This window comes from Gemmatimonadaceae bacterium (assembly GCA_020851035.1).
Lineage (GTDB): Bacteria > Gemmatimonadota > Gemmatimonadetes > Gemmatimonadales > Gemmatimonadaceae > JACMLX01.
On sequence record JADZDM010000012.1, the window covers coordinates 188,064 to 213,254 of the forward strand.

A 25,191-nucleotide genomic window follows, 5' to 3' on the forward strand; every position below is an offset into this window, starting at 1 on the left:
GTCAGAGCCCACACATGATCGACCTGCGCTACCTCAAGAAAGTCCTCGAGATGCTCGACGAATCGACCGTCGACTCCCTGGAGATCACCTCCGACAAGGGGATGAAGCTCCGTGTCTCGAAGAGCCCCGCACAGCGCGGAGGCGCGGTGCTTGGCACGCACATGGTGTCGGCGCCGCCGATGGCCGCTGCGCCGGCCGCAGCGGCACCGGCCGCGCCCGCGCCGGGCGCCGGCGAGGCCACCAAGGCCGCCTCGTCACTGCTCGAGGTGAAGTCGCCGATGGTCGGCACCTTCTACGCGAAGCCGGAACCGGGGGCGAATCCCTACGCCTCGGTCGGCACCCGAGTCACCAAGGGGCAGATCCTCTGCATCATCGAGGCGATGAAGATCATGAACGAGATCGAGTGCGATGTGTCCGGCACCGTCGTCGACGTCATGGTGCAGGACTCCTCGGCGGTCGAGTATGGACAGGTCCTCTTCCGCGTCGACCCCAATGGCTGACCCGACGGCGGCTGGCGGGAACCCGACGGTCGGTGACAAGCCGATCAGCGGGCACGGGAAGCAGCTCTCGGCGCAGCTGCGCAGCTGGCTCGCGGCGCTGATCGAGCGGGACGGCTCCGACCTGCACCTGAAGGTCGGGCGGCCGCCGACGATCCGGCTCGCGGGTGACCTCGTCGGCCTCGATCATCCCTCGCTGAAGGCCGAGGATCTCTCGGCACTGGCGGAGCAGATCATGCCGCAGCGCTACCTCAAGGAGTTCCAGCAGACGCGCGAGGCCGACTTCGCGATCGGCGTCTCGGGCATCGGCCGGTTCCGCGTGAATGCGTACCAGCAGCGCGGCACGGTGTCGTTCGCGCTCCGCGGCATCCCGTACCAGACGCGCACCGCGACGGAGCTGCACCTGCCGTCGGTGGTCGAGGAGCTGGCGCTCCGGCCGCGCGGGCTGGTGCTCGTCACCGGCATCACCGGGTCGGGGAAGAGCACCGCGCTGGCCGCGATGATCCACCACGTGAACCAGCATCGCTCGGCGAACATCATCACGATCGAGGACCCTGTCGAGTTCCTGCACCGCGACATGCGGAGCCACGTGAGCCAGCGCGAGGTGGGGACGGACACGCTGAGCTTCAGCTCCGCGCTCCGCCGCGTGCTGCGCCAGGACCCCGACGTGATCCTGATCGGCGAGATCCGCGACCTCGACACGCTCGACACGGCGCTCAAGGCGGCGGACACCGGGCACCTCGTGTTCTCGACGCTCCACACCACCGATGCGTCCTCGACCATCGCGCGCATCCTGAGCTTCTACCCGCCGCACCAGCAGGCGGAGGTGCGCTTCAACCTGGCCAATGCGCTGGCGGGGATCATCTCGCTGCGCCTGGTGCCGCGGAAGGACGGGAAGGGCCGCGTGCCCGCCTGCGAGGTGCTGGTCAACACGGCGGCAGTGCGCGACAAGATCCGCGACCCCGCGGCGTCACTCGACATCATCGAGCTGATCAAGGACGGGACCGTGCAGTACGGCATGCAGACGTTCGACCAGAGCCTGCTGTCGTGGTACACGCGCGGCGTGATCAGCTACGACCAGGCGCTGTTCTACGCGACCAACCCGAGCGAGTTCGCGCTGCAGATCCAGGGCGTCGGCTCGGCGAGCGACACGTCGTGGGATGCCTTCCGCAATGCCCAGGCCTGAGGCGTCATGTTCAAGAAAGTCCTGATCGCCAATCGTGGGGAGATCGCGCTGCGGGTGATCCGTGCCTGCCGTGAGCTGGGGATCCAGACGGTGGCGGTGTACTCGGAGGCGGATCGCGACTCGCTGCACGTGCGCTTCGCGGACGACGACGTCTGCATCGGCCCGGCCGCGGGGCGTGAGAGCTACCTGAAGATCCCGCGGATCATCGCGGCGGCGGAGATCACGGGGGCCGACGCCATCCATCCGGGGTACGGCTTCCTCGCCGAGAACGCGGAGTTCAGCGAGACCTGCACCGCGTCGGGGATCACGTTCATCGGCCCGACGGCACACCAGATCCGGGTGATGGGTGACAAGGCATCGGCGCGCAAGGCGATGTCGGAGTGCGGGGTCCCGATCGTGCCGGGCACGCCCGGCCCGGTGGAGGACGTCGACGAGGCGCTCGCCTTCGCGGAGTCGATCGGCTTCCCGGTCATCATCAAGGCGTCGGCCGGCGGCGGCGGCAAGGGCATGCGCGTGGCCAAGGATGCCGACGACTTCGCGCGCAGCTTCAACCTCGCGCGCAGCGAGGCGCTGTCGGCGTTCGGCAACGGCGACGTCTACGTCGAGAAGTACCTCCTGAAGCCGCGGCACATCGAGTTCCAGATCCTCGGCGACACGCACGGCAACTGCGTGCACCTCGGGGAGCGCGACTGCTCCGTGCAGCGGCGCCACCAGAAGCTGATCGAGGAGGCACCGTCGCCGGCGATGTCGCCGGACCTGCGCCTGCGCATGGGCGCGGACGCGGTGCGCGGGGCGAAGGCGATCGACTACGTCGGTGCGGGCACGATCGAGATGCTGCTCGACACGGACGGGTCGTACTACTTCATGGAGATGAACACGCGCATCCAGGTCGAGCACCCGGTGACGGAGATGCTGACGGGCGTGGACCTGGTGCAGGAGCAGATCCGCGTGGCCGCCGGGTTGCCGCTGCGCGTGACGGAACTGCCGGCCCTGCGCGGGCACGTGATCGAGTGCCGCGTGAACGCGGAGGACCCGATGCGCAACTTCCAGCCGTCGCCGGGGCGGATCAACACCTTCCACCCGCCCGGTGGCCCGGGCGTGCGCATCGACAGCCATGTCTACGCCGGCTACACCGTGCCGCCGTACTACGACTCGCTGCTGGCCAAGCTGATCGTGCAGGCGCCGACGCGTGCCGAGGCGGTGAAGCGGATGCAGGTGGCGCTGGAGAGCTTCATCATCGAGGGACCGACGACGACGATCCCGTTCCTCGCCAAGGTCATGCAGAACGCCACGTTCCAGTCCGGCGACTTCGACACGAAGTTCCTCGAGCGCGAGACCGACCTCTTCGCGAAGGAGTGAGTGGTGCGTGTTGATGTCTACCTGGCCCCGTCGGAACTGACCCCGGCGGCGCTGGACGGGCGCGTGGTGGCGGTGATCGACGTGCTGCGTGCCACCACCACCATCGCCGCCGCCCTGCATGCCGGGGCGCGCACCGTGGCGCCGTTCGTGGAGACGGAGGACGCGGTGCGTGCGGCGAGGCAGTTCGAGCGCGGCGAGGTGACGCTGGCGGGCGAGCGCAACATGGTCGTGATCCCCGGCTTCCACCTTGGCAACAGTCCGCTCGAGTTCACGAGCGCGGCGGTGAAGGACCGGACCGTGCTCCTGACCACGACGAATGGCACGCGTGCGCTGCTGGCGGTCGAGGACGCGAAGGCGGTCTACGCGGCGAGCTTCGTGAACTTCTCGGTGACGGTCGAGCGCCTTGCGGCGGCGCTGGCGGCGGGGCAGCCGGTCGCGATCGTGTGTGCGGCGAGTGAGGGCGAGATGGCACTCGAGGACGCCGGCTGCGCGGGGCGGTACGTGCGCCGCCTGCGCGAACTGCACCCGGCGACCGCCGGGAACGACGGGGCCGTGCTCGCCGAGCTGCTGGCGGCGCACTACGGCGACGACATCGTGGGCCTGTTCGGCGCGGCGTCGCATGGAGCGGCACTGCTGGCGGCCGGCTTCGACGACGACCTGCACGTCTGCGCGTCGGTCGACCTCTACCCCGTGCTGGCGGAGTACCGTGAGCGCGCCGTGCGTCGGGCGGCACCGGGCGCGGCGACGGCCCGGGGGGCGTGAGGTGGTGGTGAAGCGCGAGATGAGCGGCGTCGGGCTGCTGCTGCTCGGTGTGTTCCTGGCCGGCCTGCTGATGACGTACGCGATCAGCACCGACGGCGGCCTGCTCGAGGTGCGTGGCGCGTTCGGCGCCATCGGCGCGGCCATCGTGGCCCCGCTGGTGACGATCCTCGGCTGGAGCGGCGTGGTCGTCCTGCCGGTGCTGCCAGCGGTGCACGGGCTCCGGCTGCTCGGCCGGCTCGACCGGGGCGAGGACCGCAGCTGGCTCTGGTTCATGGGTGGCGTGCTGCTGCTGGCTCCGATCGGCTTCGCGCTCGGCCTCCGCGTGGGCCGCGAGACGAGCCTCGTCGCCGGTGTCTGGGGCGGGATGGTCGCGTTCTACCTCACGAAGTTCGTGGGGTATGTGGGCGCGTGGCTCGCGGTGCTGGCGGCACTCTCGGGGCTGACGATCGGGACGCTGGCGTGGAACCCGATCCTCGCGCTCTTCGATCGCGCCCCGAAGGTTGCGGCCGCGCTCACGCCGACCCGTGGCGACCCGTCGCTGGCGGCGCTCGCCATGGCCCCGCCGCCGGAGGAGATGCCGGCCATCGAGAGCTTTGCCGGCCCATCGCTGGCGCGTGATCCGGGGGCACCCGCGTCGCGGTCGCGCACACGGGCGCCTGTCGCGTCGGGCGACGACGATGCGCTCGACGAGGCGGATGGCTCGGAGGTCTGGGAGCGGGATGACGAGGCGGCCGAGGAGCCGGAGGCTGTCGTCATGCCCGCCGCGCCCGCCGCGAAGGCTCGCGCGGCGCCGGCATCGCGCGAGCAGCGCGTGACCGCGGCGATCGAGGCGACCGCCGTGCCGGATGACGACGATGCGAGCACGTTGCTGCCGCCGACGTCCCTGCTCACCGAACCGCCGCCGCGGAACGTGGACGCCAACCGGCGCGAGCTGGATGCGAGCGGCGTGCGCCTGATGGCGGCGCTGAAGACGTTCCGCGTGGAGGGGCAGCTGGTGGGTCGCACCACGGGCCCGACGGTGACGCAATTCGAGGTGGAGCCGGCGGCGGGGGTGAAGGTACGGCAGTTCGCGTCGCTGTCGAACGACCTGGCGCTGGCGATGCGCGCCAACAGCATCCGCATCGTCGCACCGATCCCGGGGAAGGGCGCCGTGGGCATCGAGGTGCCGAACCCGAACCCGGAGATGGTGGCGTTCCGCGAGATCGTCGAGCACCCGGAGTACAGCTCGGCGCGCGCGGCGCTGCCGGTGGCGCTGGGCAAGGACCTCGAGGGCCGGCCGGTGATCGCGGACCTGGCGAAGATGCCACACCTGCTGATCGCGGGGGCGACGGGCTCGGGCAAGTCGGTGTGCGTGAACACGATCATCACCTCGCTGATCTACCGCCACACCCCCGCCACGCTGCGGTTCCTGATGGTGGACCCGAAGATGGTCGAGCTCTCGGTGTACAACACGCTGCCGCACCTGCGGCACAAGGTGATCACCGACAACCGCGACGCGGCGGCGGTGCTGAAGTGGGCGGTGCTGGAGATGCAGGACCGGTACGCGCTGCTGGCCGCCAACGGCTGTCGCAACGTGCAGGACTTCAACCGGCGCGTCACCGAGGGCGCGCGCCTGCAGAAGCCGCGCAACCCGGAGGTGGCGTTCGAGGTGAACACCTATGACGGCGGGATCCTGCCGTACATCGTGGTGATCATCGACGAGATGGCCGACCTGATGATGACGGTGCAGGGGGAGGTGGAGACGCCGATCGCGATGCTGGCGCAGAAGGCGCGAGCGATCGGGATCCACCTGATCCTGGCGACGCAGCGGCCGAGCGTGAACGTGATCACGGGCCTGATCAAGGCGAACTTCCCGAGCCGGATCGCGTTCCGCGTGGCGAGCCAGATCGACAGCCGCACGATCCTCGACGGCTCGGGGGCGGAGTCGCTGCTGGGCAACGGCGACATGCTGTTCCTGCCGCCCGGCAAGTCGGAGCCGGGGCGCCTGCAGGGGGCATACCTCTCCAGTGAGGAGACGGAGCGCCTGATGCACTGGTACGACGCGCAGCGGGCACGCGCCGATGCCGAGCGCGAGGCGGCGGGCGAGGTGGTGGTGGCTGCGGTGGCGGAGCCGGACATCCTGGAGCAGATCCGCGCACGGGAGGCGGCGGATGCCGGCGGGGCGGACGAGGATCCGGACACCGTGGACCGCGACAAGCTGTTCCGGGAGGCCGCGGAGCTCTGCATCCAGCACCAGGGCGGGAGCACGTCGCTGCTGCAGCGCCGGCTCAAGATCGGCTACGGCCGTGCCGCACGCATCATCGACCAGCTGCACTTCGCGGGCATCCTCGGACCGCCGGACGGGAGCAAGCCGCGCGACGTGCTGAAGGGCTTCCAGGACCTGGACGAGATCTGCGGGTGAGCTGACGCAGCAGAACGATGATTGGTGCGTGATGCGGGTGTGCGCGAGGGTCGCGTGCACCCGCATCTTCGCGCCATGACACAGACCAAGGCACAGGCGCTTGGCGCCCTCGGAGAGCGCATCGCGGAGCGGTGGCTGGTCCGCGATGGCTGGCAGGTGGTGGACCGGCGGTGGCGGTCGGGTCGGCGGGACCTGGACCTGGTGGCGATCCGCGGGAACGTGGTGGCGTTCGTGGAGGTGAAGACGCGTCGCAGCACGTGGTCGGGGGGGCCGGTGGAGGCGGTCAACTGGCGGAAGCAGCGCGAGCTGACCCGATCGGCGCAGGCGTGGATCGACCAGCGCGGGACGCTGGTGGCGCCGGCGCCGGCGGTGTTCCGGTTCGACGTGGTGGGGGTGGTGGCGAGCCGGGAACGGGTCGGGGTGTGTCACGTGACGGCCGCCTTCCCGGCGTTCCAGGCGGCGCAGTGAGGCCGGCCGGCGGGGCACCAGCGGCGTGGCGCGCGAGGCGTCGGTCGGCCGGATCGGATCCGGGGGCTTGACGGCGTTTGTTCGGTTTCGTATTCTCTTCGGGCGCCGGGGCGTTTGCCCGGATTCACTAGATTAGCGGTTCCGGGCCCGGTGGCGCCGCGACCTTCCATGCAGGAGAACCGAGATGGCATCGATGGCGATTGCTGACGACAACAAGAAGAAGGCGCTGGCGCTGGCCGTGGCGCAGATCGAGAAGAACTGCGGCAAGGGCTCCATCATGCGTCTCGGGATGGACACGCGGGTGAAGGTGGATGCGATCCCGACGGGGGCGATCAACCTGGATGCGGCGATCGGGATCGGCGGGGTGCCTCGCGGGCGCGTGACGGAGATCTACGGGCCGGAATCGAGCGGCAAGACGACGCTCTGCCTGCACGTGGTGGCGAATGCGCAGAAGCTCGGGGGCGTGGCCGCGTTCATCGATGCCGAGCATGCGCTGGACACCGAGTATGCGCGGAAGCTCGGGGTGGACGTCGAGAACCTGCTGATCAGCCAGCCGGACACGGGCGAGCAGGCGCTGGAGATCTGCGAGATCCTGGTGCGAAGCGGGGCGGTGGACGTGATCGTGATCGACTCGGTGGCGGCGCTGGTGCCGAAGGCGGAGATCGAGGGTGACATGGGCGACAGCTTCGTCGGCCTGCAGGCGCGCCTGATGAGCCAGGCGCTGCGGAAGCTGACGGGCGCGATCGCGCGGTCGAACACGTCGGTGATCTTCATCAACCAGCTGCGCGAGAAGATCGGCGTGATGTTCGGCAGCCCGGAGACGACCACGGGCGGCAAGGCGCTGAAGTTCTACGCCTCGCTGCGGCTGGACATCCGTCGCATCGGGCCGGTGAAGGACAAGGAGGACGTGGTGGGGTCGCACGTGCGGGTGAAGGTGGTGAAGAACAAGGTGGCGCCGCCGTTCCGGCAGGCGGAGTTCGACATCATGTATGCGGAGGGGATCAGCCACGCATCGCTGGTGCTCGACATCGCGGCCGAGAGCAACATCATCGAGAAGAGCGGGTCGTGGTACAGCTACAAGGGGCAGCGGATCGGCCAGGGTCGCGAGAACGCGAAGATGTTCCTGAAGGACAACACGGAGCTGCTGGGCGAGCTCGAGGAGCTGGTGAAGGGCGTCCTGGGCATGAAGATGACCGAGCAGCCGGTGATTCCGCCGGACGCTGACGGCGAGGAGTAGCAGGATGGTGATGCGCGTCGCCGCAGGGCCGCAGGTGCCGTGGCGGTGTGATGCGCATCGCTGACGCGGGAGCACGCGGGGGGATGGAGTCGGAGCGGCGCGGGGCCCGGTACCCTGCGACGGACGACGCCGTCCCCTCGTCTCGTGCGCGGGCCGGCGAGCGCGGCGCGGCGGCCCGTGCGCAGCGTCGTCAGGGGGCGGCCGAGGTGGTGTTGCAACCGCCGGTGCGGGTGATGGGTGTGGCCGAGGATCCCCGGGTGAAGGGGCGGGTCCGTGTGCGCTGCCAGGGGGCCGGAGGAACGGTCACACTGGTTATCGGCGCCAGCGGGGTTCGCGCGTTCAACGTGCGGACGGGCATGGTCCTGGATTCGGTTGGCTGGGCGGCGCTCTCGCGAGAGGCGCGGGTGGTGCATGCGCAGGATGCGGCGCTCCGAATGCTGTCGACCACCCGGCGCAGCCGCCGTGACCTGGAGCTGCGCTTGCGGCGTCGGGAGCAGGATCCGACGGTGATCGGCGACGCGCTCGGGAGGCTCGACGCACTGGGGCTCCTGAACGAGGATGAGTTCGCCCTTGCCGAGGCGGCGGCGCAGTTGCGCAACGCATCGCGGAGCAGCGGGGCGGTGAAGCGCCGCCTTCGCCAGCGCGGGGTGTCGGCCGATGTCGTGGAGGCGGCCGTGGCCTCGGTGGTGGAGAGCGAGGGGATCGACGATGCGGCGCGATGTGACGAGGCGGCGACGAAGCGGGTGCGGCAGTTGCGTGGCCTGGATCGTCAGGCGGCGCAGCGGCGGCTGGGCGGATTCCTGCTGCGCCGGGGTTTCTCCCCCGACCTGGTGTTCGCGGCCTGCCGGCGGGCGCTGGCTGGCTGGGGCGGTGCCGGGGCCGCTGACACGGAAGCCGACGGCGAGGCGGACGGCGCCGACGAGCACACGTAGTCCCGCAGGAGCGTCGACGTAACTCTCGGTCGCGCATATATTTGGCGGTCTATGCTCGCGTCTGAGATCCGCTCCCGATTCCTGGCCTACTTCGAGCGCCAGCACCACGTCATCCGGCCCTCGTCGTCGCTCGTCCCCGCGGACGACCCGACGCTGATGTTCACCAACGCCGGCATGGTCCAGTTCAAGCGCGTCTTCCTGGGGCAGGAGGAGACGACGTTCGGCCGGCGTGCCACCACCTCGCAGAAGTGTGTGCGGGCGGGGGGCAAGCACAACGATCTCGAGCAGGTGGGGCATACCGCCCGGCACCACACGTTCTTCGAGATGCTCGGCAACTTCTCCTTCGGCGACTACTTCAAGCGCGATGCCATCCGTTTCGCGTGGGAGTTCGTGACCGAGGAACTCCGGATCCCGCGGGAGCACCTTCGCGTGACGGTGTTCCACGAGGATGCCGAGGCGCGGCAGCTCTGGAAGGATGTGGCGGGCGTGCCCGAGAGCCGGATCTACGGCTTGGGCGCGAAGGACAACTTCTGGCAGATGGCCGACACCGGCCCGTGTGGCCCGTGCACGGAAATCTTCGTCGACCTTGCCGCGACCGCGACCGACTGGGCGTTCCCTGACGGTGCGACCGGCGAATGGACGCGCACCGACCTCGCCGAGTTCTCGTTGGACGCGTTCGTGGAGGGGGCAGAAGCGGGGCGTTTCGTCGAGATCTGGAATCTCGTGTTCATGCAGTTCGACAAGCAGCCCGACGGCACCAACCTGCCGTTGCCGGCACCGAGCGTGGACACGGGTGCTGGGCTCGAGCGGATCGCGGCGGTGATGCAGGGGGTGAGTAACAACTTCCACACCGACGTCTTCACGCCGCTGATCGCGGCGGTCGAGGCGGCGGTCGGGATCACCTATCCGTACCGTCCGGGCGCCGGGCTGGGCACGGCCCGTGATGCTGAGGGGAAGGTCATCGATCCGGCGAGTTTCCGCGTGCTCGCGGACCATGCGCGCGCGACGGCATTCCTGCTGGCCGACGGGGTGTTCCCCGCGAACGACGGGCGAGGGTACGTGCTGCGCCGCATCCTCCGGCGCGGTGTGCGCCATGCGTGGCTGCTCGGGCGTCGCGAACCGACGCTCGTGCACGTCGTGCAGGCCGTGATCGACAGCATGGGTGATGTCTTCCCCGAGTTGCGATCGCGGGCGAAGCACATCCTCGACACCACGCGGGCCGAGGAGGTGCGTTTCCTGGCCACGATCGATGCCGGGATGTCGCGCTTCGAGGAGCTCGCGCCGCTGGGCAGCACGCAGGGGTCGACCGCGATCCGCGGCACGGTGAGCGGGCAGGACGTGTTCACGCTGTACGACACGTACGGGTTCCCGATCGACCTGACGGAGCTGATGGCGCGCGAGCGCGGCTACCTGGTGGACATCGCCGGCTTCGAGGCGGCGCTGCAGGTGCAGCGGTCCGCGAGCCAGGAGGATCGCAAGAGCCGGAAGATCGGCGTCGGTGCGGATGTGCTGGCGGACATGGCGGCGTGGCAGGTGGAGCCGGCGTCGCTGGCGTCGGCGCAGTTCGTGGGCTACGACGTGCTGGAGACGACGACGCGGGTCGCGGCGATCCGCGCGCTCGAGGACGGCCGCGCGGCGGTGATCCTCCGGGATGCACCGTTCTACACGGAGTCGGGTGGACAGGTGTCGGACACCGGACTCGTGACCGGCACCGGCTGGACGCTGGCGGTGGAGGATGTGAAGAAGGTGGATGGCCGGACGGCGGTGATCGGCACGGCGTCCGGGACGGTGGCGTTCGGCCAGGTGCGCGCCAGCGTGCCGTCGAGCGCGCGGCGTGACACGGAACGGAACCACACCGCTACCCACCTGCTGCATGCCGCGCTGCGCCAGGTGCTGGGTGACCATGTGCACCAGGCCGGGTCGCTGGTGAGTCCCGACCGCCTGCGGTTCGACTTCGCGCACCATGGTCCGGTGACGCCGGCGCAGCGTGCCGAGATCGAGGCGATCGTGAACCGTGAGATCTGGGCGGGCACGCCGGTGGTGACGCGCGTGATGGCCCACGCGGACGCGATCGCGGATGGCGCCATGGCGCTGTTCAACGAGAAGTACGGGGACATGGTGCGCGTGGTGGGTGTCGGCGGGTTCTCGAAGGAGCTGTGCGGAGGCACCCATGTGCGCAACACGGCCGAGATCGGGCTCTTCGTGCTGGTGCACGAGACCGGGGTGGCAGCGGGCGTGCGTCGTGTCGAGGCGCTGACCGCGCGTGCGGCGTTCGCGCACCTGCGGGCGCGCGAGGCGTTGCTGGTGGAGTCGGCGGAGCTGCTGAAGGCCAACCAGATCGAGACCGTGCCGCGGAAGCTGCAGGCGCTGCTCGACGAGCGGCGGACGCTCGAGAAGCGTGTCGCGGAGGCCATGAAGGGGGGCGGCGGCGGCCTGGCGGACCTGCTGTCGAAGGCAGTCACCGTGCACGGCGTGGCGCTGGTGGCCGGCGAGATCGTCGGCGTGCCGGACATGAAGTCGTTGCAGGCCATGGGTGAGGCGCTGCGGGAGAAGCTGGGCAGCGGCATCGGCGTGCTGGCGACGCAGTTCGAGGATGGCAAGGCAGCGATGGTGGCAGTGGTCAGCGACGACGTGCGCGCGCGTGGCACGGGCGCCGACGCGATCGTGAAGGCGCTGGCGGCGCTCGGTGGCGGGCGGGGTGGCGGGAAGCCGCACCTGGCGCAGGCCGGCCTTCCCGATGCCGCCGCGATCGCGACCGTGCTCGGGGCGACGGAAGGGGTGGTTGCGGGTCTCGTGCAGGGCTGAGCCAGACACGACCGGAGGGACGGGGGATGCCGACACCAGCAGGGGCATGGATCGCGGCGCACGTCGAGCAGCCGCCGGCGGCGCTGCGCGCACGGCTGGATGCGATCCTGGATCGTGAGCGTGCGGGGGCCGGCAGCGGCGAGGTCGCGCCGGACCTGCTGGCGGCGGGACAGCGGCTGCTGGCGGAGATCCTCGGTGCCGGCTCCACCCAGCGGGACGCCGCACTGGACCTGCTCACGGCCGATGCTCTCGTGACGTACGCGTTCGAGGCCGCGGCGGAGGATCCGGCGCGCCTCGACGAGCGGGCCGGGGCGGCGATGCGAGCCATGTCGGCCGTGGTGGATGCCCGGGCGCGCTGACGCCGGCGCGGTGCGGGGATGATCGACATCCACACGCACCTGCTGCCAGGTGTGGACGATGGCGCGCGCACGCAGGCGCAGTCGCTGGAGGTGCTGCACCGGTTCGCGGCCGTGGGGGTGACCTGTGTCGTGGTGACTCCGCACCTGGCCGCGACCGAGGCCGCGCGGATGCCGACGGAGCGGTACCGTCGCCTCCACCGCGAGCTGTGCGAGGCCGCGCCGCCGACGCTCACGATCCAGCGCGGCTGGGAGATCATGCTGGACCGCCCCGGTGTGGACCTGACGGCCCTGCATCTCCGGCTGGGAGCCTCGAACGCGATCCTGGTGGAGTTCCCGCGCGGGCTGCTGCCCTCGGGTACGGAGCTCGAGTTGCAGCGCCTGCGGCAGAGCGGCGTGTTGCCGGTGGTGGCGCATCCCGAGCGGTATGGCGGCGCGACGCTCGACCTCGTCCGGAAATGGCGGGCATCCGGCGCGGTGATCCAGACCGATACTGCCTACCTGCTGGGGGAGGGGGAGCGCTCCGTGCTGGCCCGTGGCCTGCTCTCCGAGGGGCTGATCGACGTGCTGGCCAGTGACAACCATGGCGACGCGCGATCGTTGTGGGCGGCGCAGCAGTGGCTGGCGGAGATCGGTGCCACCGAGGCGATGGGACTTCTCACGCAGGTGAACCCGGCGGCGCTGCTGAGCGACAAGCGTTTGGTGCCCGTGCCGCCGGTGCGGCCGGAGAAGGGGATGTTCTCGCGGTTGCGCGAACTGCTCGGCCGTCGTCGCGAGACACCGCTGCGCAACACACCCATTGCCTGAGAGGCTGATGTCGAGGGTCGATCACATCACTCGTGCGCTGCACGAGCTGTCGGACACCGCCCTGCGGACCGCGGCGGAGATCGGGCCGCAGCTGGACCGGGCGGCCGAGATGGTGCAGGAGACGGTCGCCCGCGGGGGCACGCTCTTCTTCTGCGGCAACGGCGGCAGTGCCGCCGACGCGCAGCACCTCGCGACGGAGTACGTCGTGCGGTACACGCGCAACCGCGCGGCGTATCCGGCCGTGGCGCTCACCACCGACACCTCACTGATCACCGCGGCCGGGAACGACTTCGGCTTCGACCACATCTTCGAGCGGCAGGTGGAGGCGCTCTGCCGCGCGGGTGACCTGCTGGTGATCCACTCCACGAGCGGGAACTCGCCGAACGTGCTGCTGGCCGCGGCCGCGGCGCGGGCGAAGGGGGTGGCCGTGCTGGCGTTCAGCGCGCGCGACGGCGGGGCGCTGCTCGCGGCGGCGGATCACTCGGTGGTGATCCCGACCCAGCGCACGGACCGGGCGCAGGAGCTGCACCTGAACATCGAGCATGCCATCTGCGACCTGATCGAGGCGACGCTATGATCGACCTGCGGGGACGACGCGTGGTGGTGACCGGTGGCGGGCGGGGAATCGGCGCCGCGGCCTGCGTGCTGTTCGCGCGCGCCGGCGCCGACGTGGTGGTGGGCTACCGCTCCCGCCGCACCGAGGCGGAGTCGGTGGCGCTGGAGTGCATCTCGTACGGCGTGCGCGCGGCGGCGGTGGCGGCCGACCTCTCGCAGCGTGGCGGGGCGGATGCCCTCTGCATTGCGGCCACCGCCACGCTCGGCGCGATCGACATCGTGGTGGCGAACGCCGGCTTCTGGCCCACGGCGCCGGAGCCGATCGCGACGATGACGGATGCGCGGTGGCACGACACCGCCGCGCAGAACTACGAGGCGATGTTCCAGGTGGCGCGGGCGGCGGCGCGGAGCGTGACGGATGGCGGGCGCATCGTCTTCGTGAGCAGCACTGCGGGACAGCGCGGCGAGGCGTTCCACGCCGACTACGCGGCGGCGAAGGGGGCGATGATCTCGCTGGTGAAGTCGATCGCGATCGAGCTGGCGCCGCGCCAGGTGACGGTGAACGCCGTCGCGCCGGGTTGGGTGGACACCGAGGCGATCGCGCCGGTGGTGTTCGGCTCCGAGGCGAAGCGCGTGGCGGCGGCGATCCCGATCGGTCGGATGGCCTCGCCGGCGGACATCGCCGGCCCGATCGTCTTCCTCGCCAGTCCGCTGGCGCGGCACGTCACGGGGGAGATCCTGAACGTGAACGGCGGCAGCGTGCTGTGCGGGTGACGCGCGTCCGGGGCGTCGCACCATGATCGCGATGGTGTTCACCGGCGGGACGATCTCGATGCGCGTGGATCCCCTCGCCGGCGGCGCGGTGCCGGCGCTCGATGCGCGTGACATCCTCGCGGCGGCGCACGGCATCGAGGACCTCGCCGACCTGCGCATCGAGGAGTGGGGCCGCTTTCCCGGGCCCCACATGGATGCGGAGCGGATGTGGGCGCTGCGTGCGCGGCTGCTCGAGCTCGTGGACGACCCGGCGGTGGATGGCGTGGTCGTGACGCACGGGACGGACACGATCGAGGAGACAGCCTACCTGGTCGCGCGATCGGTCCTCACGGAGAAGCCCATCGTCTTCACCGGGGCGATGCGCAACCTGAGTGAGCTGGGCTGGGACGGACCGGCCAACCTGGTCGATGCCGTCCGCGTGGCCACGCACGCCGAGGCGCGGGGGTACGGGGTGCTGCTCGTGATGAACGGGCGCGCGTATTCCGCGGTGGACGTGACCAAGGCGCACACGCACGTGCTCGATGCCTTCGAGAGTCCGGGCCTCGGGCCCGTGGCCGAGGTGGACGACGAGGCGGTGATCTTCCGGCGCGCGCTGCCGGTGCAGCGTCCCGTGCTCACGCCGGACGCGCCGGCAACGCCGGTGGACATCGTGGGGGCGTGGGCCGGCGCGGATGGTCGCCTGCTGGACGCCGTCCTGCCGACGGCGCGCGGTGTCGTGATCGCAGCGCTCGGCCGCGGCAACCTGCCGATCCTGATGGCTGACGCCGTGGGGCGCTGGCGGGATGCCGGCAAGCCTGTCGTGATCACCAGCCGCACCGGGCGCGGGCGCGTGGGCCGCACGTACGGGTACCCCGGCGGCGGGAAGCGACTGGGCGAACTCGGGACGATCTTCGCCGGTGCGCAGCGTGCGACGCAGGCCCGGATCGACCTGATGCTCGCGCTGGGCGCGGGGTTGTCCGGCGACGCGCTGGCGGCGGTGTTCGCCGGCTCCTGACCCTGCTCGCGCGGCTACGCGACGCGGGTGGTGGTGGTCTCGCCGGCGCGGGTCCATTTCGAGAAGCACTGCCAGCCGAACTCCTGCGCGGCCCGGATCTGGTCCGGCAGGCCGAACCAGTCGGTGTAGCCCCGCTCGCGGGCCTTCCACTCGCAGTTCCACTCGAAGGCGAAACGATGCTGCCCGCCGGCCACGTCGGTAACGAGCACCTGCCCGACGAAGTCCGCGCAGCCGCTGATGGCATCGACGTGGACGCTGTCCACCTCGATCGCCGGTTCGGCGTGCAGGAGCTGGGCGATGGTGCGCAACACCTTCACGCGCGGACTGCCCCCGCCCGCCGTGATGCGGGGGGCGGTGCGCCGGTCGGTGAAGGCCGCCAGATCGGTGCGGAACGCCGGCGTCGCGCGGGAGGCGGCCAGCAGCGGCTCGAGTTCGGCGAAAGTCATGGGTGAAAGGTAACAGGTCAGTGCCGCTATCTTCCCGGCATGGCAGAGCGTGCATCCTCCCACTGTGTGTGGCGCCACGGCGCAGCGGAGTCGCGACGTGGGTGAGGCGCTCATCCGTCCGCCGTCCGCCGTGCGTGACATCGCCGCCAGGCTCGAAGGGGCCGGGTTCGAGACGTGGTGCGTGGGTGGCGCCGTCCGGGATGCCCTGCTGGGGCGAGCGGACCTCGACTGGGACCTGGCCACGGCCGCGCTGCCCGGCGACGTGAAGCGGCTCTTCCCGCGCACGGTGCCGGTGGGCATCGAGCACGGCACGATCGGCGTGTTCGGCAGCGACGGCCGGTTGCACGAGGTGACGACGTTCCGCGCCGACGTCGAGACCGATGGTCGGCACGCGGTGGTGCGCTTCGGCGTCTCGCTGGAGGAGGACCTGGCGCGCCGCGACTTCACGATCAACGCGATCGCCTGGTCACCGGCTCGCGGGGAGTTGCGCGATCCCTTCGGCGGGCGCGCCGACCTGCAGGCGGGGCTCGTGCGTGCCGTGGGCATGCCCGGAGACCGCATGGCGGAGGATCGCCTGCGCGCGCTGCGCGCCATCCGCTTCGCCTCGCGCTTCGGGTTCGCGATCGATGCCGATACGTGGGCGGCGATCGTGGCCAGCGCCCCGGCGCTCGGTCGCCTGTCGGTGGAACGGGTGCTGCAGGAGTGGACCAAGACGCTGGAGCAGGTGCGCTGTCCCTCGGTCGCCTTCGAACGCTGGCGTGCCGCGGGCGCCCTGCGGGCGTTGGTGCCGGCACTGCACGACGTGGACGTGCGGTACTTCCGCGCCGTGGATGCGGTCCCGCTGCCGGCGACATCGGCGCGTGAGGAACGCGCCTCGCTGCGCCGCCTGGTGCGCCTCGCGGTGCCGTTCATGGCGCTCGGCGGCACGGGTGCGCAACGGGCGCTGGTGGCGCTGCGTGCGTCCAACCAGGCGGTCGCGTTCGCCGGTGCCGTCGCTGCGGCCTGGGAGTCGTTCGGGCCGGCGCTGGCGGCGCACGCCTCGAGCGGCAACGGTGTGGACGCCGCGCTGCGGCGGACAGTGTCGAAGATCGGCCGGATGCGCGTGGCGGGCACGCTGCGCGCGCTGGCGGCGGTCTGGGCGGCCGGCAGGGCGGCGGGCGATCCGGCGCCGGCGCCGATGGCCGTGCGGCGACTGGCGCGCCAGATGCTCAGGGTCGCATTCCGGGATCCGGTCGCGATCAGCGACCTGGCCGTCACGGGCACCGACCTGCAGGAGGCCGGCATCGGGGCCGGTCCACGGATGGGAACTATCTTGCACGGGCTGCTGGACCTGGTGCTGGATGATCCTGCACTGAACACGCACGGACACCTGCTGGCGCACGCACGCCGCATGGCAGGGGAGGGATGAGTGGCGTTTTTCCGTGAACCGGTACCGGAGGTCTCGGTGTGGCGACGCTTCCGCGACACGACGGATGCGTACGCCGTGCTCCGCCGCGACGGCCTGGTGGGCGTGCGGGCGGTCGGCAATGCCGAGGCGATGGTCGAACTCTTCATCGCACTGGTTCCGGAGTGCCCCGACCCGGTCGCACTGTCCGTCGATGACTGGCGCGGCGGGCGCAGCTGGCGTGCCGACGCGGTGACGCAAGCCGGCTTCCTCGATGCGTTCTATCCGCTGCGGGTGCCGATGATCGGGGCCGGCGGCATCGAGATCACGCTCGAGGCGGGAGGTGAGCAGCTGTCGCTGTCTGCCCACCTCGAGGTGGTGGCGTGGGCACGCACCGACCGGTGGATCTACCTGCTGGATCGTGCGGGACTGCGCGAGCGGCCCCGGGTGCGCGGCCGCCTCTGGCGACCGGCGCGTGGCGCCTTCCCGCCGGCAGCGATGCTCGACGCGGGCATCGCGACGCTGGTGGAGCAGCTGGCCATGACGCCCGCGTGATGGCGCGTCGCGGCAGCAGCAGCGCACCGCCACCGGGACTCTTCAGCGAGACCGTGGCGACGGCGCCGCTGGCGCATCGGCTGCGCCCGCGCACGCTCGACGAGTACGTGGGGCAGCGCCAGCTCTTCACGCCGGGCACGCCGGTGTTCGACGCGATCGAGAAGGGCGTGCTCGGCTCGATGATCCTCTGGGGGCCGCCCGGCACCGGGAAGACGACGCTGGCGCGGCTGGTGGCCCAGCGGGTGGGCTGGAATTTCGAGCCGTTCAGTGCGGTGAGTGACGGCGTGCCACGGCTGCGCGTGATTGCGGAGCAGGCGCGGCAGCGGCTGCTGGCTGGTGGCGGGCGCACGCTGCTGTTCGTGGACGAGATCCATCGCATGAACGCCGCACAGCAGGACGCGCTGCTGCCGATCGTGGAGGACGGCACCGTCACGCTCATCGGCGCGACGACCGAGGCGCCGAGCTTCGAGATCAATGCCGCGCTGCTGAGTCGTGCGCGGGTGGTGGTGTTGCAGCCGCTGGCGGACGCGGACTTGCGCGCGCTGCTCGATCGCGCGTTGCGTGACACCGATCGCGGGCTGGGCGCGCGCAGGCTGGCGGCCGACGGGGAGACGCTCGACGCGCTGGCCCGCTGGGCCGATGGCGACGCGCGGCGCGCCCTTGGCACGCTGGAGGCGGCGGCCGCGGCGCTGGACGACGGCGGGGTGCTCACCGTCGAGCTGCTGGAACGTGCGCTGCAGCAGCGGTTGCCACGGCACGACAAGAGTGGCGAGCAGCACTTCGACCTGCTGTCGGCGTACCACAAGTCGCTGCGCGGCAGCGACGTGCAGGGGGCGCTGTACTGGATGGCGCGCATGATCAACGCCGGCGAGGACCCGATGACGCTCTTCCGCCGTGCGATGGCGATGGCGGCGGAGGACATCGGGGTGGCCGACCCGCGGGCGTTGCAGATGGCCGTGGCGGCGCGCGATGCCTTCCACATGCTGGGGGCACCCGAGGGGCTCATCCCGCTCGCCGAGATGACGATCTACCTCGCCACGGCGCCGAAGTCGAACCGCGTGAAGGTGGCGCTGGATGCGGCGCTGGCGAGTGCGCGGGAGACGCCGAACGCGCCGGTGCCGATGCAGCTGCGCAACGCGCCGACCCGGCTGCACGCGTCGCTGGGCTACGGTGCCGCGTACGAGTACGCCCATGCGCAGCCGGGCGGTGTACCAGCGCACTCGCACCTCCCTGACGAGGTGGCGGGGGCCACGTTCTACGAGCCATCGCCGCTTGGCTACGAGAAGGAGATCGCGAAGCGGCTCGACTGGTGGGCGGCGCGCATCGCGGAGCGGACCGGCACCGGCGGCGGGCCTGCCGACGCGGCCGGTGGGCCGGTGGCAGGGTGAGGGAACGTCCATTCATTCCGGAGGAGTGCTGATGCAGGTGCCCGAGATCCGTCGTCGTGCCGTGTGCCTGGCCGTGGTGCTGGCCGCCGCCGTGAGCGGTTGCGCGACCGCGGCGCGCGCGATCTTCACGCAGCCCGACGTGGGCTTCCGCGGGGTGGGTGTGCGATCGATCGGGTTGGATGGCGCCGACCTCGAGGTCCTGCTGAACATCTACAACCCGAACGGCTACTCGCTTGGCGCGTCGCAGCTGCAGTACCGCCTGCTGGTGGACAGTGTCGAGATCGGTTCGGGGGCGATCGACAGCGGATTCTCGGTGAAGGAGCGGGACTCGATGGTGGTGCGGCTGCCGGTGCGCGTGGGGTTCCGGGCGCTGCAGACGGTGGGCCCGAGGCTGCTGCGCGGCGGTGAGATCCCGTACCGGCTGATGGGTGCCGTTAGCTTGAAGTCATTCGCCGGCACGTTCAGCCGCCAGTTCAACGAGGCGGGACGATTCGATGCCGCCAGGACCTTCCGACCATGACCGAGGTGTGCCATCGCGCGTGATTCGATCACCCTGACGCCGCCGACCGAGCGCGCGTTGCTGGTGGGTGCCCCGCGCAAGCGCACGGCGGCTCGGCACCAGGTGGATGAACACCTCGCCGAGCTGGCGCGGCTGGCGGACACCGCCGGAGCCGAGATCTGCGGCACGCTCACGCAGCAGATCGACCGGCCGCACGTGGGCACCTACCTCGGCTCGGGCAAGCTCGACGAGTTGCGCGAGCGCGTGAACGAGCTGGGGGCGACGCTGGTGGTCTTCGACGACGAGCTCAGTCCCACGCAGGGCAAGAACATCGAGAGTATCGTGGGCACGCGGGTCATGGATCGCGCGGAGCTGATCCTCGACATCTTCGCGACGCGGGCGCGCAGCAGCGAGGCGCGGATGCAGGTGGAGCTGGCGCAGCTCAACTACATGCTGCCGCGGCTGACGCGGATGTGGACGCACCTGGAGAAGTTCCGTGGCGGCATCGGCATGCGGGGCCCGGGTGAGACGCAGCTCGAGACGGACCGTCGCCTGATCGGCCACCGCATCCGCGTGCTGCGCGAGCGGCTGCAGGACGTGACGCGGCACCGGGCCACGGTGCGTGCGCACCGCGAGGGGGCGTTCCGCGTGTCGCTGGTGGGATACACGAACGCGGGCAAGAGCTCGATCCTGCGCTCGCTGAGCGGCTCGGCGGATGTGTATGTCGAGGATCGCCTGTTCGCGACGCTCGACCCGCTCACGCGCGACGTGGACCTCGGTGAGGGGTACCATTGCCTGCTCACAGACACCGTCGGGTTCATCCGGAAGCTGCCCCACCACCTGGTGGCGAGCTTCCGGGCGACGCTCGACGAGGTGCGGGAGGCCGACCTGCTGCTGCACGTGATCGATGCCAGCCACCCGAGCTGGGAGGAACACCGCCTGGTGGTGGACGAGGTGCTCACGGAGCTCGGTGCGATCGACACGCCGCTGGTGCACGTCTTCAACAAGATGGACCTGCTCACTCCCGAGGTGGACGAGGCGGTGCGGACGCGGGTGGGGAACCTGATCCCCGGCTCGATCTTCGTGTCGGCCGAGGCACCGGGCGCCCTCGAGCCGCTGCGTGAGCGGTTGCGTGCCGGCGTGCGCGCGGTGCGCCCGATCGTGCGGGTGCGGGTGCCGGTGGCCGACGGCCGGCTGCTCTCCACGCTCTACCGCCAGGGCGAGGTGCTGGAGCAGGCCGCAGATGGCGAGGACCTGCTCGTGCGGGTGCGGGTGGATGCCGTGCTGCGCGGCCGGCTGGAGCGCGACGGGGTGCTGGTGCGGTCGTGAGCAGGGCGGCGCAGAGGCGCGTAACGTGGTGCTCTGCCTGCACTTCGGTGGCTCGCCCCGGTCTCGTCCGCTAGATTGCGGCCGGGCGTGCGGCACCCGCTGCGGTGCCGTCCCGATGACCCACACTTCCCGACCTCCATGTCTCCTCGCAAGGCGCTGATCACAGGCATCACCGGGCAGGACGGCTCGTACCTCGCGGAATTCCTGCTCGGCAAGGGATACGAGGTCCACGGCATCGTCCGGCGCGCGAGCACGTTCAACACCGAGCGGATCGACCCGCTGTATGAGCTGCCGAACATCTCGTCGGGCTCGCACCTGCAGCTGCACTACGGTGACCTCGGCGACTCGTCGTCGCTGCAGCGGGTGCTGGCGGCGGTGATGCCGGATGAGGTGTACAACCTCGGGGCCCAGAGCCACGTGCGCGTGAGCTTCGACGTGCCGGAGTACACCACCGACGTCACCGGGACCGGGACGCTTCGGCTGCTGGAGGCGATGCGCAGCCTGGGGATCAAGCCGAAGTTCTACCAGGCGAGTTCGAGCGAGCAGTACGGGCTGGTGCAGCAGGTGCCGCAGACCGAGGCCACGCCGTTCTACCCGCGGTCGCCATACGGCTGCGCCAAGGTGTACGCGCACATGCTGACGGTGAACTATCGCGAGAGCTACGGCTTCCCGGCGAGCTGCGGCATCCTGTTCAACCACGAGAGCCCGCGGCGGGGCGAGAACTTCGTGACGCGCAAGATCACGCGCGGCCTGACCCGCATCAAGGTCGGCATCCAGCAGACGCTGGCGCTCGGCAACCTCGATGCGCAGCGCGACTGGGGCTTCGCGGGCGACTACGTGGAGGCGATGTGGCTCATGTTGCAGCAGGACGTGGCGGATGACTTCGTGATCGCCACCGGCGAGACGCACAGCGTGCAGGAGTTCCTCGACGAGGCGGCCGCGTACCTCGACCTCGACTGGCGGGCGGTGGTGACGCAGAACCCGCGGCACCTGCGGCCCGCCGAGGTGGACCTGCTGCTGGGTGACGCCTCGAAGGCGCGGCGCGTCCTCGGCTGGGAGCCGAAGGTCACCTTCCGTGGCCTCGTCCAGCTGATGTGCGACGCCGACCTGGCCCTGGCCCAGCGCGAAGCGCGCTAGCCGGCCGGCGTCGCCGCACGACCATCCCTGCCTTCACACGACGGACATGACCCGCATCCTGCTCACCGGCGCTGCCGGCTTCATCGGCTCCCACGTCGCCATCACGCTGCTCGAGCGTGGCGACGAGGTGACCGGCATCGACAACCTGAACGACTACTACGACCCGACGTTGAAGGAGGCCCGGCTGGCCCGCCTGACGGGGCGCCCGGGCTTCACGTTCCGCCGGCTCGACGTGGCGGACCGGCCCGGGATGGAGGCGCTGTTCCGCGAGGGGCGGTTCGACAAGGTGATCCACCTCGCGGCGCAGGCCGGCGTGCGGTACTCGCTCGAGAACCCGCATGCGTACATCGACAGCAACATCGTCGGCTTCACGAACGTCCTCGAGGGGTGCCGGCACAACGGCGTGCAGCACCTGACGTACGCGTCGTCGTCGAGCGTGTATGGCGCGAACACCGCGATGCCGTTCAGCGTGCACCAGAACGTGGACCATCCGCTGTCACTGTACGCGGCCACGAAGAAGGCGAACGAGCTGATGGCGCACACCTACAGCCACCTGTACCGCCTGCCGACCACCGGGCTGCGCTTCTTCACCGTGTACGGCCCGTGGGGCCGCCCCGACATGGCGATGTTCCTGTTCGCGAAGGCGATCCTGTCGGGCCGGCCGATCGACGTGTACAACCACGGCCAGATGCGCCGTGACTTCACGTACATCGACGACATTGCCGAGGGCGTGGTGCGGACGAACGACCGGACCGCCCCGGTGAACGAGGCCTGGGATGGCGCGGCGCCCGACCCGGGCACCAGCGCGGCCCCCTACCGGCTGTACAACATCGGCAACCACAATCCCTGCGAGCTGCTGTACCTGATCGAGACGCTCGAGAAGGCGCTGGGGAGGCCGGCCATCCGGAACATGATGCCGATGCAGATGGGCGACGTGCCCGCGACCTACGCCGACGTGCAGGACCTGACGCGGGACACGGGGTTCACGCCGGCCACGCCGATCGAGACCGGCGTGGAGCGCTTCGTGCGCTGGTATCGCGACTACTACAAGGTCTGACGCGGCCGTCGATCCCGCGGCCGCACCGGCCGCGGGATCGTGCCACGCCGGCGCGGGCACTCAGCCCCGCGCGGCGCCCATGGCCAGCGTGGGGCGTTCCATCGCCTCTCCCGCCGGCGCTGCGCGGACCGCACGACCCGGGGAGTCGAAGTCCGGCACGATCTCCTCGAGGCTGCGGCGCAGGTACGAGTCGCTGGCGTTGCGCATGGCGGACTCGATGAGCTGGACGATCTGCATGTAGACGCGCAGGTCGGGTGCCTGGTAGCGCGCCTTCATGATCTTCGGGTGCGTGGTCTTGAGCACCTCGTCGCCGGAGAAGAACAGCTCCTCGTAGAGCTTCTCGCCCGGGCGCACCCCGTTGAAGACGATCTCGATGTCCTCGCCCTCGGTCAGGCCGGAGAGCCGGATCAGGTCGAGTGCGAGGTCGTAGATGCGCACGGGCTCACCCATGTCGAGGCAGAAGACCTCGCCACCGGTGCCGATCGCGCCGGCTTGCAGCACCAGCCGCGTGGCCTCGGGTATCGTCATGAAGAACCGGCGCATCTCCGGGTGCGTGAGCGTGATCGGCCCGCCGTTGCGGATCTGGCGCATGAAGGTGGGCACCACGCTGCCGCGGCTCCCGAGCACGTTGCCGAAGCGCACCGCCATGAAGTGCACCTGGTGCGTGTGCGCGGCATGGGAGACGATCATCTCGGCGACCCGCTTGGTGGCACCCATGATGTTGGCCGGGCGCACCGCCTTGTCGGTCGAGATCAGCACGAAGTGCTGCACCCCGGAGTCGAGCGCGCTGGTCACCACGTTGCGGGTGCCGACGACGTTGTTCAGCACCGCCTCGATGACGTTGTCCTCCATCAGCGGCACGTGCTTGTGCGCCGCCGCATGGAAGACGGCAAACGGCCGCCAGTCCTGGAAGACGCGGTGGATCCGCTCGGCGTCCTTCACGTCCGCGATGATCGGCACCGTGCGCACATCGGGGAAGCGCTCACGGAGCTCGGCGTGGATCTCGAAGATCGAGTTCTCGCCGTGGCCCAGCAGGATGATGTGGCCCGGGTCGAGCGTGGCGATCTGCCGGCAGAGTTCGCTGCCGATCGAGCCACCGGCACCCGTGATCAGGATGGTGCGGCCCGCGGCCATCGACTGCAGGCCCTGCAGGTCCACCTCGACCGACTCCCGGCGGAGCAGGTCACCGATCTGCACCTGTCGCAGGGCGGCGATGGAGACGCGGCCGCTGAGCAGGTCGTCGAGTCCCGGCACCGTGCGCGCCTCGACCCCGGCTTCACGGGCGAGGTGGACGATGCGGCGGATGAACGACCCCGGCGCCGACGGCGTGGCGATCACCACCAGGTCGAGCTTCGCGGCCTTGGCGATCTCCACCATGTCGCTGGTGTGCCCGAGCACGGGCAGGCCGAGGATCCGCTTGCCGTGCAGCGAGTAGTCGTCGTCGAGGAAGCCGAAGGCCACCATGCCGGTCCGGTCGCTCTTGATCATCTCGCGCGCCACCAGCTGGCCCGCAGAGCCGGCACCCACGATGAGGGTCATCCGGCCCTCGCGCGCCGGTCGTGCACGGCCGAACGCGCGCTGCCGCCGTGCCCGCGCCACGAGCCGGATGCAGACCGCGCCTCCCATGAAGATCAGGGAATCGAGGAGCAGCACCGACCATGGCACCGGCGTGCCGGTGAACGCGGCAACCGCGCGGCCACCGATGACGGTGAGCGCGGTGGTGAAGACGCCTGTGTAGAAGAGCAGGACGGCCTCGCGAACGCTGGCGTAGCGCCACGCCTGGGAGTAGGCCCCGGTGGCGTAGAAGATCACGAAGCGGATGACACACACCGCGAACGCGTACTTCGGCAGCAGCTCATCGTAGGGCGCCGGCAGCGGCCAGCGTTCGAAACGTGCGAGCGCCGCCAGCAGGGTCGCCGCGAGGCTCACGATCAGGTCGGCGGACCCAAGCACCCGTGTCCGCGTCGTGGACACGCGGGACAGCGATTGGGGGGTGACTACACCCGTCATGGAAATCCGTGGAAAGAAGACACCGTCACCATCCGGTGACGGCGCATGCGTCACTAGCGGCGAGGTACCGGGGAGAGCTGCATCGGGTCACACTGGTGTCCATCGTGGAAAGCAGCGTCAGGAGCAATGGGCAAATATCGCGCAGGAAGCCCGTGAACGTCAGGGGCGCTCCGGCAGTCAAATCACTGTGCCGTCGAATCTTACGACGATCCAACGCGTCCCGGGAAATGCGACCCCGCCCGACGGGAAGTGT

General features: G+C 70.5%; 23 protein-coding genes. 21 read left to right on the forward strand and 2 right to left on the reverse strand.

Annotated elements, in window-relative coordinates:
* Positions 1-14 precede the first annotated feature (14 nt).
* The 14 genes from accB (at position 15) to IT355_09875 (ending at position 15,133) form a co-directional block, all read left to right on the forward strand.
* Positions 15-500: an acetyl-CoA carboxylase biotin carboxyl carrier protein gene (gene accB / locus IT355_09810; protein MCC7053553.1), complete on the forward strand. Its 486-nt coding sequence runs from the start codon at positions 15-17 to the stop codon at positions 498-500.
* Positions 493-1,683, forward strand: a complete 1,191-nt coding sequence (locus IT355_09815) for a PilT/PilU family type 4a pilus ATPase (protein MCC7053554.1) — start codon at positions 493-495, stop codon at positions 1,681-1,683. The genes accB and IT355_09815 overlap by 8 nt, the downstream gene beginning before the upstream one ends.
* A 6-nt stretch (positions 1,684-1,689) precedes the next feature.
* Complete coding sequence (accC, locus tag IT355_09820) at positions 1,690-3,042, forward strand: acetyl-CoA carboxylase biotin carboxylase subunit (GenBank protein ID MCC7053555.1); 1,353 nt, start codon at positions 1,690-1,692, stop codon at positions 3,040-3,042.
* A gap of 3 nt (positions 3,043-3,045) precedes the next feature.
* Positions 3,046-3,804 carry a 2-phosphosulfolactate phosphatase gene (locus IT355_09825; protein MCC7053556.1) on the forward strand — a complete coding sequence of 253 codons (759 nt, stop codon included), beginning with the start codon at positions 3,046-3,048 and terminating at the stop codon, positions 3,802-3,804.
* 7 nt (positions 3,805-3,811) lie between these two features.
* Positions 3,812-6,205, forward strand: a complete 2,394-nt coding sequence (locus IT355_09830) for a DNA translocase FtsK (GenBank protein ID MCC7053557.1) — start codon at positions 3,812-3,814, stop codon at positions 6,203-6,205.
* 75 nt (positions 6,206-6,280) lie between these two features.
* Entirely contained in the window at positions 6,281-6,673 is a 393-nt protein-coding gene (locus IT355_09835) for a YraN family protein (protein MCC7053558.1), read from the forward strand.
* Positions 6,674-6,866: 193 nt separating this feature from the next.
* Positions 6,867-7,910, forward strand: a complete 1,044-nt coding sequence (gene recA / locus IT355_09840; GenBank protein MCC7053559.1) for a recombinase RecA — start codon at positions 6,867-6,869, stop codon at positions 7,908-7,910.
* Positions 7,911-7,960: 50 nt separating this feature from the next.
* The gene (locus IT355_09845) at positions 7,961-8,842 is read left to right on the forward strand and encodes a RecX family transcriptional regulator (GenBank protein MCC7053560.1); all 882 of its coding nucleotides are present in this window, start codon (positions 7,961-7,963) and stop codon (positions 8,840-8,842) included.
* Positions 8,843-8,893: 51 nt separating this feature from the next.
* A complete protein-coding gene (alaS, locus tag IT355_09850; protein ID MCC7053561.1) occupies positions 8,894-11,647 on the forward strand; it encodes an alanine--tRNA ligase in 2,754 nt (917 codons plus the stop codon).
* Between the two features lie 26 nt (positions 11,648-11,673).
* Positions 11,674-12,006, forward strand: a complete 333-nt coding sequence (locus IT355_09855; GenBank protein ID MCC7053562.1) for a hypothetical protein — start codon at positions 11,674-11,676, stop codon at positions 12,004-12,006.
* 18 nt (positions 12,007-12,024) lie between these two features.
* Positions 12,025-12,810, forward strand: a complete 786-nt coding sequence (locus IT355_09860) for a hypothetical protein (GenBank protein ID MCC7053563.1) — start codon at positions 12,025-12,027, stop codon at positions 12,808-12,810.
* A gap of 7 nt (positions 12,811-12,817) precedes the next feature.
* Positions 12,818-13,387 carry an SIS domain-containing protein gene (locus IT355_09865; GenBank protein ID MCC7053564.1) on the forward strand — a complete coding sequence of 190 codons (570 nt, stop codon included), beginning with the start codon at positions 12,818-12,820 and terminating at the stop codon, positions 13,385-13,387.
* A complete protein-coding gene (locus tag IT355_09870) occupies positions 13,384-14,139 on the forward strand; it encodes an SDR family oxidoreductase (protein ID MCC7053565.1) in 756 nt (251 codons plus the stop codon). Before IT355_09865 ends, IT355_09870 begins: the two co-directional genes overlap by 4 nt.
* A 22-nt stretch (positions 14,140-14,161) precedes the next feature.
* Positions 14,162-15,133: an asparaginase gene (locus tag IT355_09875; protein MCC7053566.1), complete on the forward strand. Its 972-nt coding sequence runs from the start codon at positions 14,162-14,164 to the stop codon at positions 15,131-15,133.
* A 14-nt stretch (positions 15,134-15,147) separates the two neighbouring features.
* On the opposite strand, the gene IT355_09880 is transcribed toward IT355_09875, so the two are convergent.
* Positions 15,148-15,579 (reverse strand): hypothetical protein, encoded by a 432-nt coding sequence (locus IT355_09880; protein MCC7053567.1) that lies wholly within the window; start codon positions 15,577-15,579, stop codon positions 15,148-15,150.
* Positions 15,580-15,676: 97 nt separating this feature from the next.
* Between IT355_09880 and IT355_09885 the strand changes: the two genes are divergently transcribed.
* From IT355_09885 to IT355_09915, 7 genes are all read left to right on the forward strand, one after another.
* Positions 15,677-16,987 (forward strand): CCA tRNA nucleotidyltransferase, encoded by a 1,311-nt coding sequence (locus IT355_09885; GenBank protein MCC7053568.1) that lies wholly within the window; start codon positions 15,677-15,679, stop codon positions 16,985-16,987.
* Between the two features lie 36 nt (positions 16,988-17,023).
* Positions 17,024-17,518, forward strand: a complete 495-nt coding sequence (locus IT355_09890) for a hypothetical protein (GenBank protein MCC7053569.1) — start codon at positions 17,024-17,026, stop codon at positions 17,516-17,518.
* Complete coding sequence (locus IT355_09895; protein MCC7053570.1) at positions 17,518-18,906, forward strand: replication-associated recombination protein A; 1,389 nt, start codon at positions 17,518-17,520, stop codon at positions 18,904-18,906. The genes IT355_09890 and IT355_09895 overlap by 1 nt, the downstream gene beginning before the upstream one ends.
* A gap of 31 nt (positions 18,907-18,937) precedes the next feature.
* Positions 18,938-19,426 (forward strand): LEA type 2 family protein, encoded by a 489-nt coding sequence (locus tag IT355_09900; GenBank protein MCC7053571.1) that lies wholly within the window; start codon positions 18,938-18,940, stop codon positions 19,424-19,426.
* Positions 19,427-19,489: 63 nt separating this feature from the next.
* Positions 19,490-20,734, forward strand: a complete 1,245-nt coding sequence (gene hflX / locus IT355_09905) for a GTPase HflX (GenBank protein ID MCC7053572.1) — start codon at positions 19,490-19,492, stop codon at positions 20,732-20,734.
* Positions 20,735-20,872: 138 nt separating this feature from the next.
* The gene (gene gmd / locus IT355_09910; protein ID MCC7053573.1) at positions 20,873-21,871 is read left to right on the forward strand and encodes a GDP-mannose 4,6-dehydratase; all 999 of its coding nucleotides are present in this window, start codon (positions 20,873-20,875) and stop codon (positions 21,869-21,871) included.
* 46 nt (positions 21,872-21,917) lie between these two features.
* Positions 21,918-22,928: an NAD-dependent epimerase gene (locus tag IT355_09915; GenBank protein MCC7053574.1), complete on the forward strand. Its 1,011-nt coding sequence runs from the start codon at positions 21,918-21,920 to the stop codon at positions 22,926-22,928.
* 60 nt (positions 22,929-22,988) lie between these two features.
* Here the strand turns inward: IT355_09915 and IT355_09920 are convergent, their stop codons facing one another.
* Positions 22,989-24,902, reverse strand: a complete 1,914-nt coding sequence (locus IT355_09920; protein MCC7053575.1) for a polysaccharide biosynthesis protein — start codon at positions 24,900-24,902, stop codon at positions 22,989-22,991.
* Positions 24,903-25,191 lie beyond the last annotated feature (289 nt).

Excerpts from the sequence above, each read along its gene's own strand:
- accB (MCC7053553.1), top strand. The coding sequence starts at position 15 with ATGATCGACCTGCGCTACCTCAAGAAAGTCCTCGAGATGCTCGACGAA.
- IT355_09815 (MCC7053554.1), top strand. The coding sequence starts at position 493 with ATGGCTGACCCGACGGCGGCTGGCGGGAACCCGACGGTCGGTGACAAG.
- accC (MCC7053555.1), top strand. The coding sequence starts at position 1,690 with ATGTTCAAGAAAGTCCTGATCGCCAATCGTGGGGAGATCGCGCTGCGG.
- IT355_09835 (MCC7053558.1), top strand. The coding sequence starts at position 6,281 with ATGACACAGACCAAGGCACAGGCGCTTGGCGCCCTCGGAGAGCGCATC.
- recA (MCC7053559.1), top strand. The coding sequence starts at position 6,867 with ATGGCGATTGCTGACGACAACAAGAAGAAGGCGCTGGCGCTGGCCGTG.
- IT355_09845 (MCC7053560.1), top strand. The coding sequence starts at position 7,961 with ATGCGCATCGCTGACGCGGGAGCACGCGGGGGGATGGAGTCGGAGCGG.
- alaS (MCC7053561.1), top strand. The coding sequence starts at position 8,894 with ATGCTCGCGTCTGAGATCCGCTCCCGATTCCTGGCCTACTTCGAGCGC.
- IT355_09855 (MCC7053562.1), top strand. The coding sequence starts at position 11,674 with ATGCCGACACCAGCAGGGGCATGGATCGCGGCGCACGTCGAGCAGCCG.
- IT355_09860 (MCC7053563.1), top strand. The coding sequence starts at position 12,025 with ATGATCGACATCCACACGCACCTGCTGCCAGGTGTGGACGATGGCGCG.
- IT355_09865 (MCC7053564.1), top strand. The coding sequence starts at position 12,818 with ATGTCGAGGGTCGATCACATCACTCGTGCGCTGCACGAGCTGTCGGAC.
- IT355_09870 (MCC7053565.1), top strand. The coding sequence starts at position 13,384 with ATGATCGACCTGCGGGGACGACGCGTGGTGGTGACCGGTGGCGGGCGG.
- IT355_09875 (MCC7053566.1), top strand. The coding sequence starts at position 14,162 with ATGATCGCGATGGTGTTCACCGGCGGGACGATCTCGATGCGCGTGGAT.
- IT355_09880 (MCC7053567.1), bottom strand. The coding sequence starts at position 15,579 with ATGACTTTCGCCGAACTCGAGCCGCTGCTGGCCGCCTCCCGCGCGACG.
- IT355_09895 (MCC7053570.1), top strand. The coding sequence starts at position 17,518 with ATGGCGCGTCGCGGCAGCAGCAGCGCACCGCCACCGGGACTCTTCAGC.
- IT355_09900 (MCC7053571.1), top strand. The coding sequence starts at position 18,938 with ATGCAGGTGCCCGAGATCCGTCGTCGTGCCGTGTGCCTGGCCGTGGTG.
- gmd (MCC7053573.1), top strand. The coding sequence starts at position 20,873 with ATGTCTCCTCGCAAGGCGCTGATCACAGGCATCACCGGGCAGGACGGC.
- IT355_09915 (MCC7053574.1), top strand. The coding sequence starts at position 21,918 with ATGACCCGCATCCTGCTCACCGGCGCTGCCGGCTTCATCGGCTCCCAC.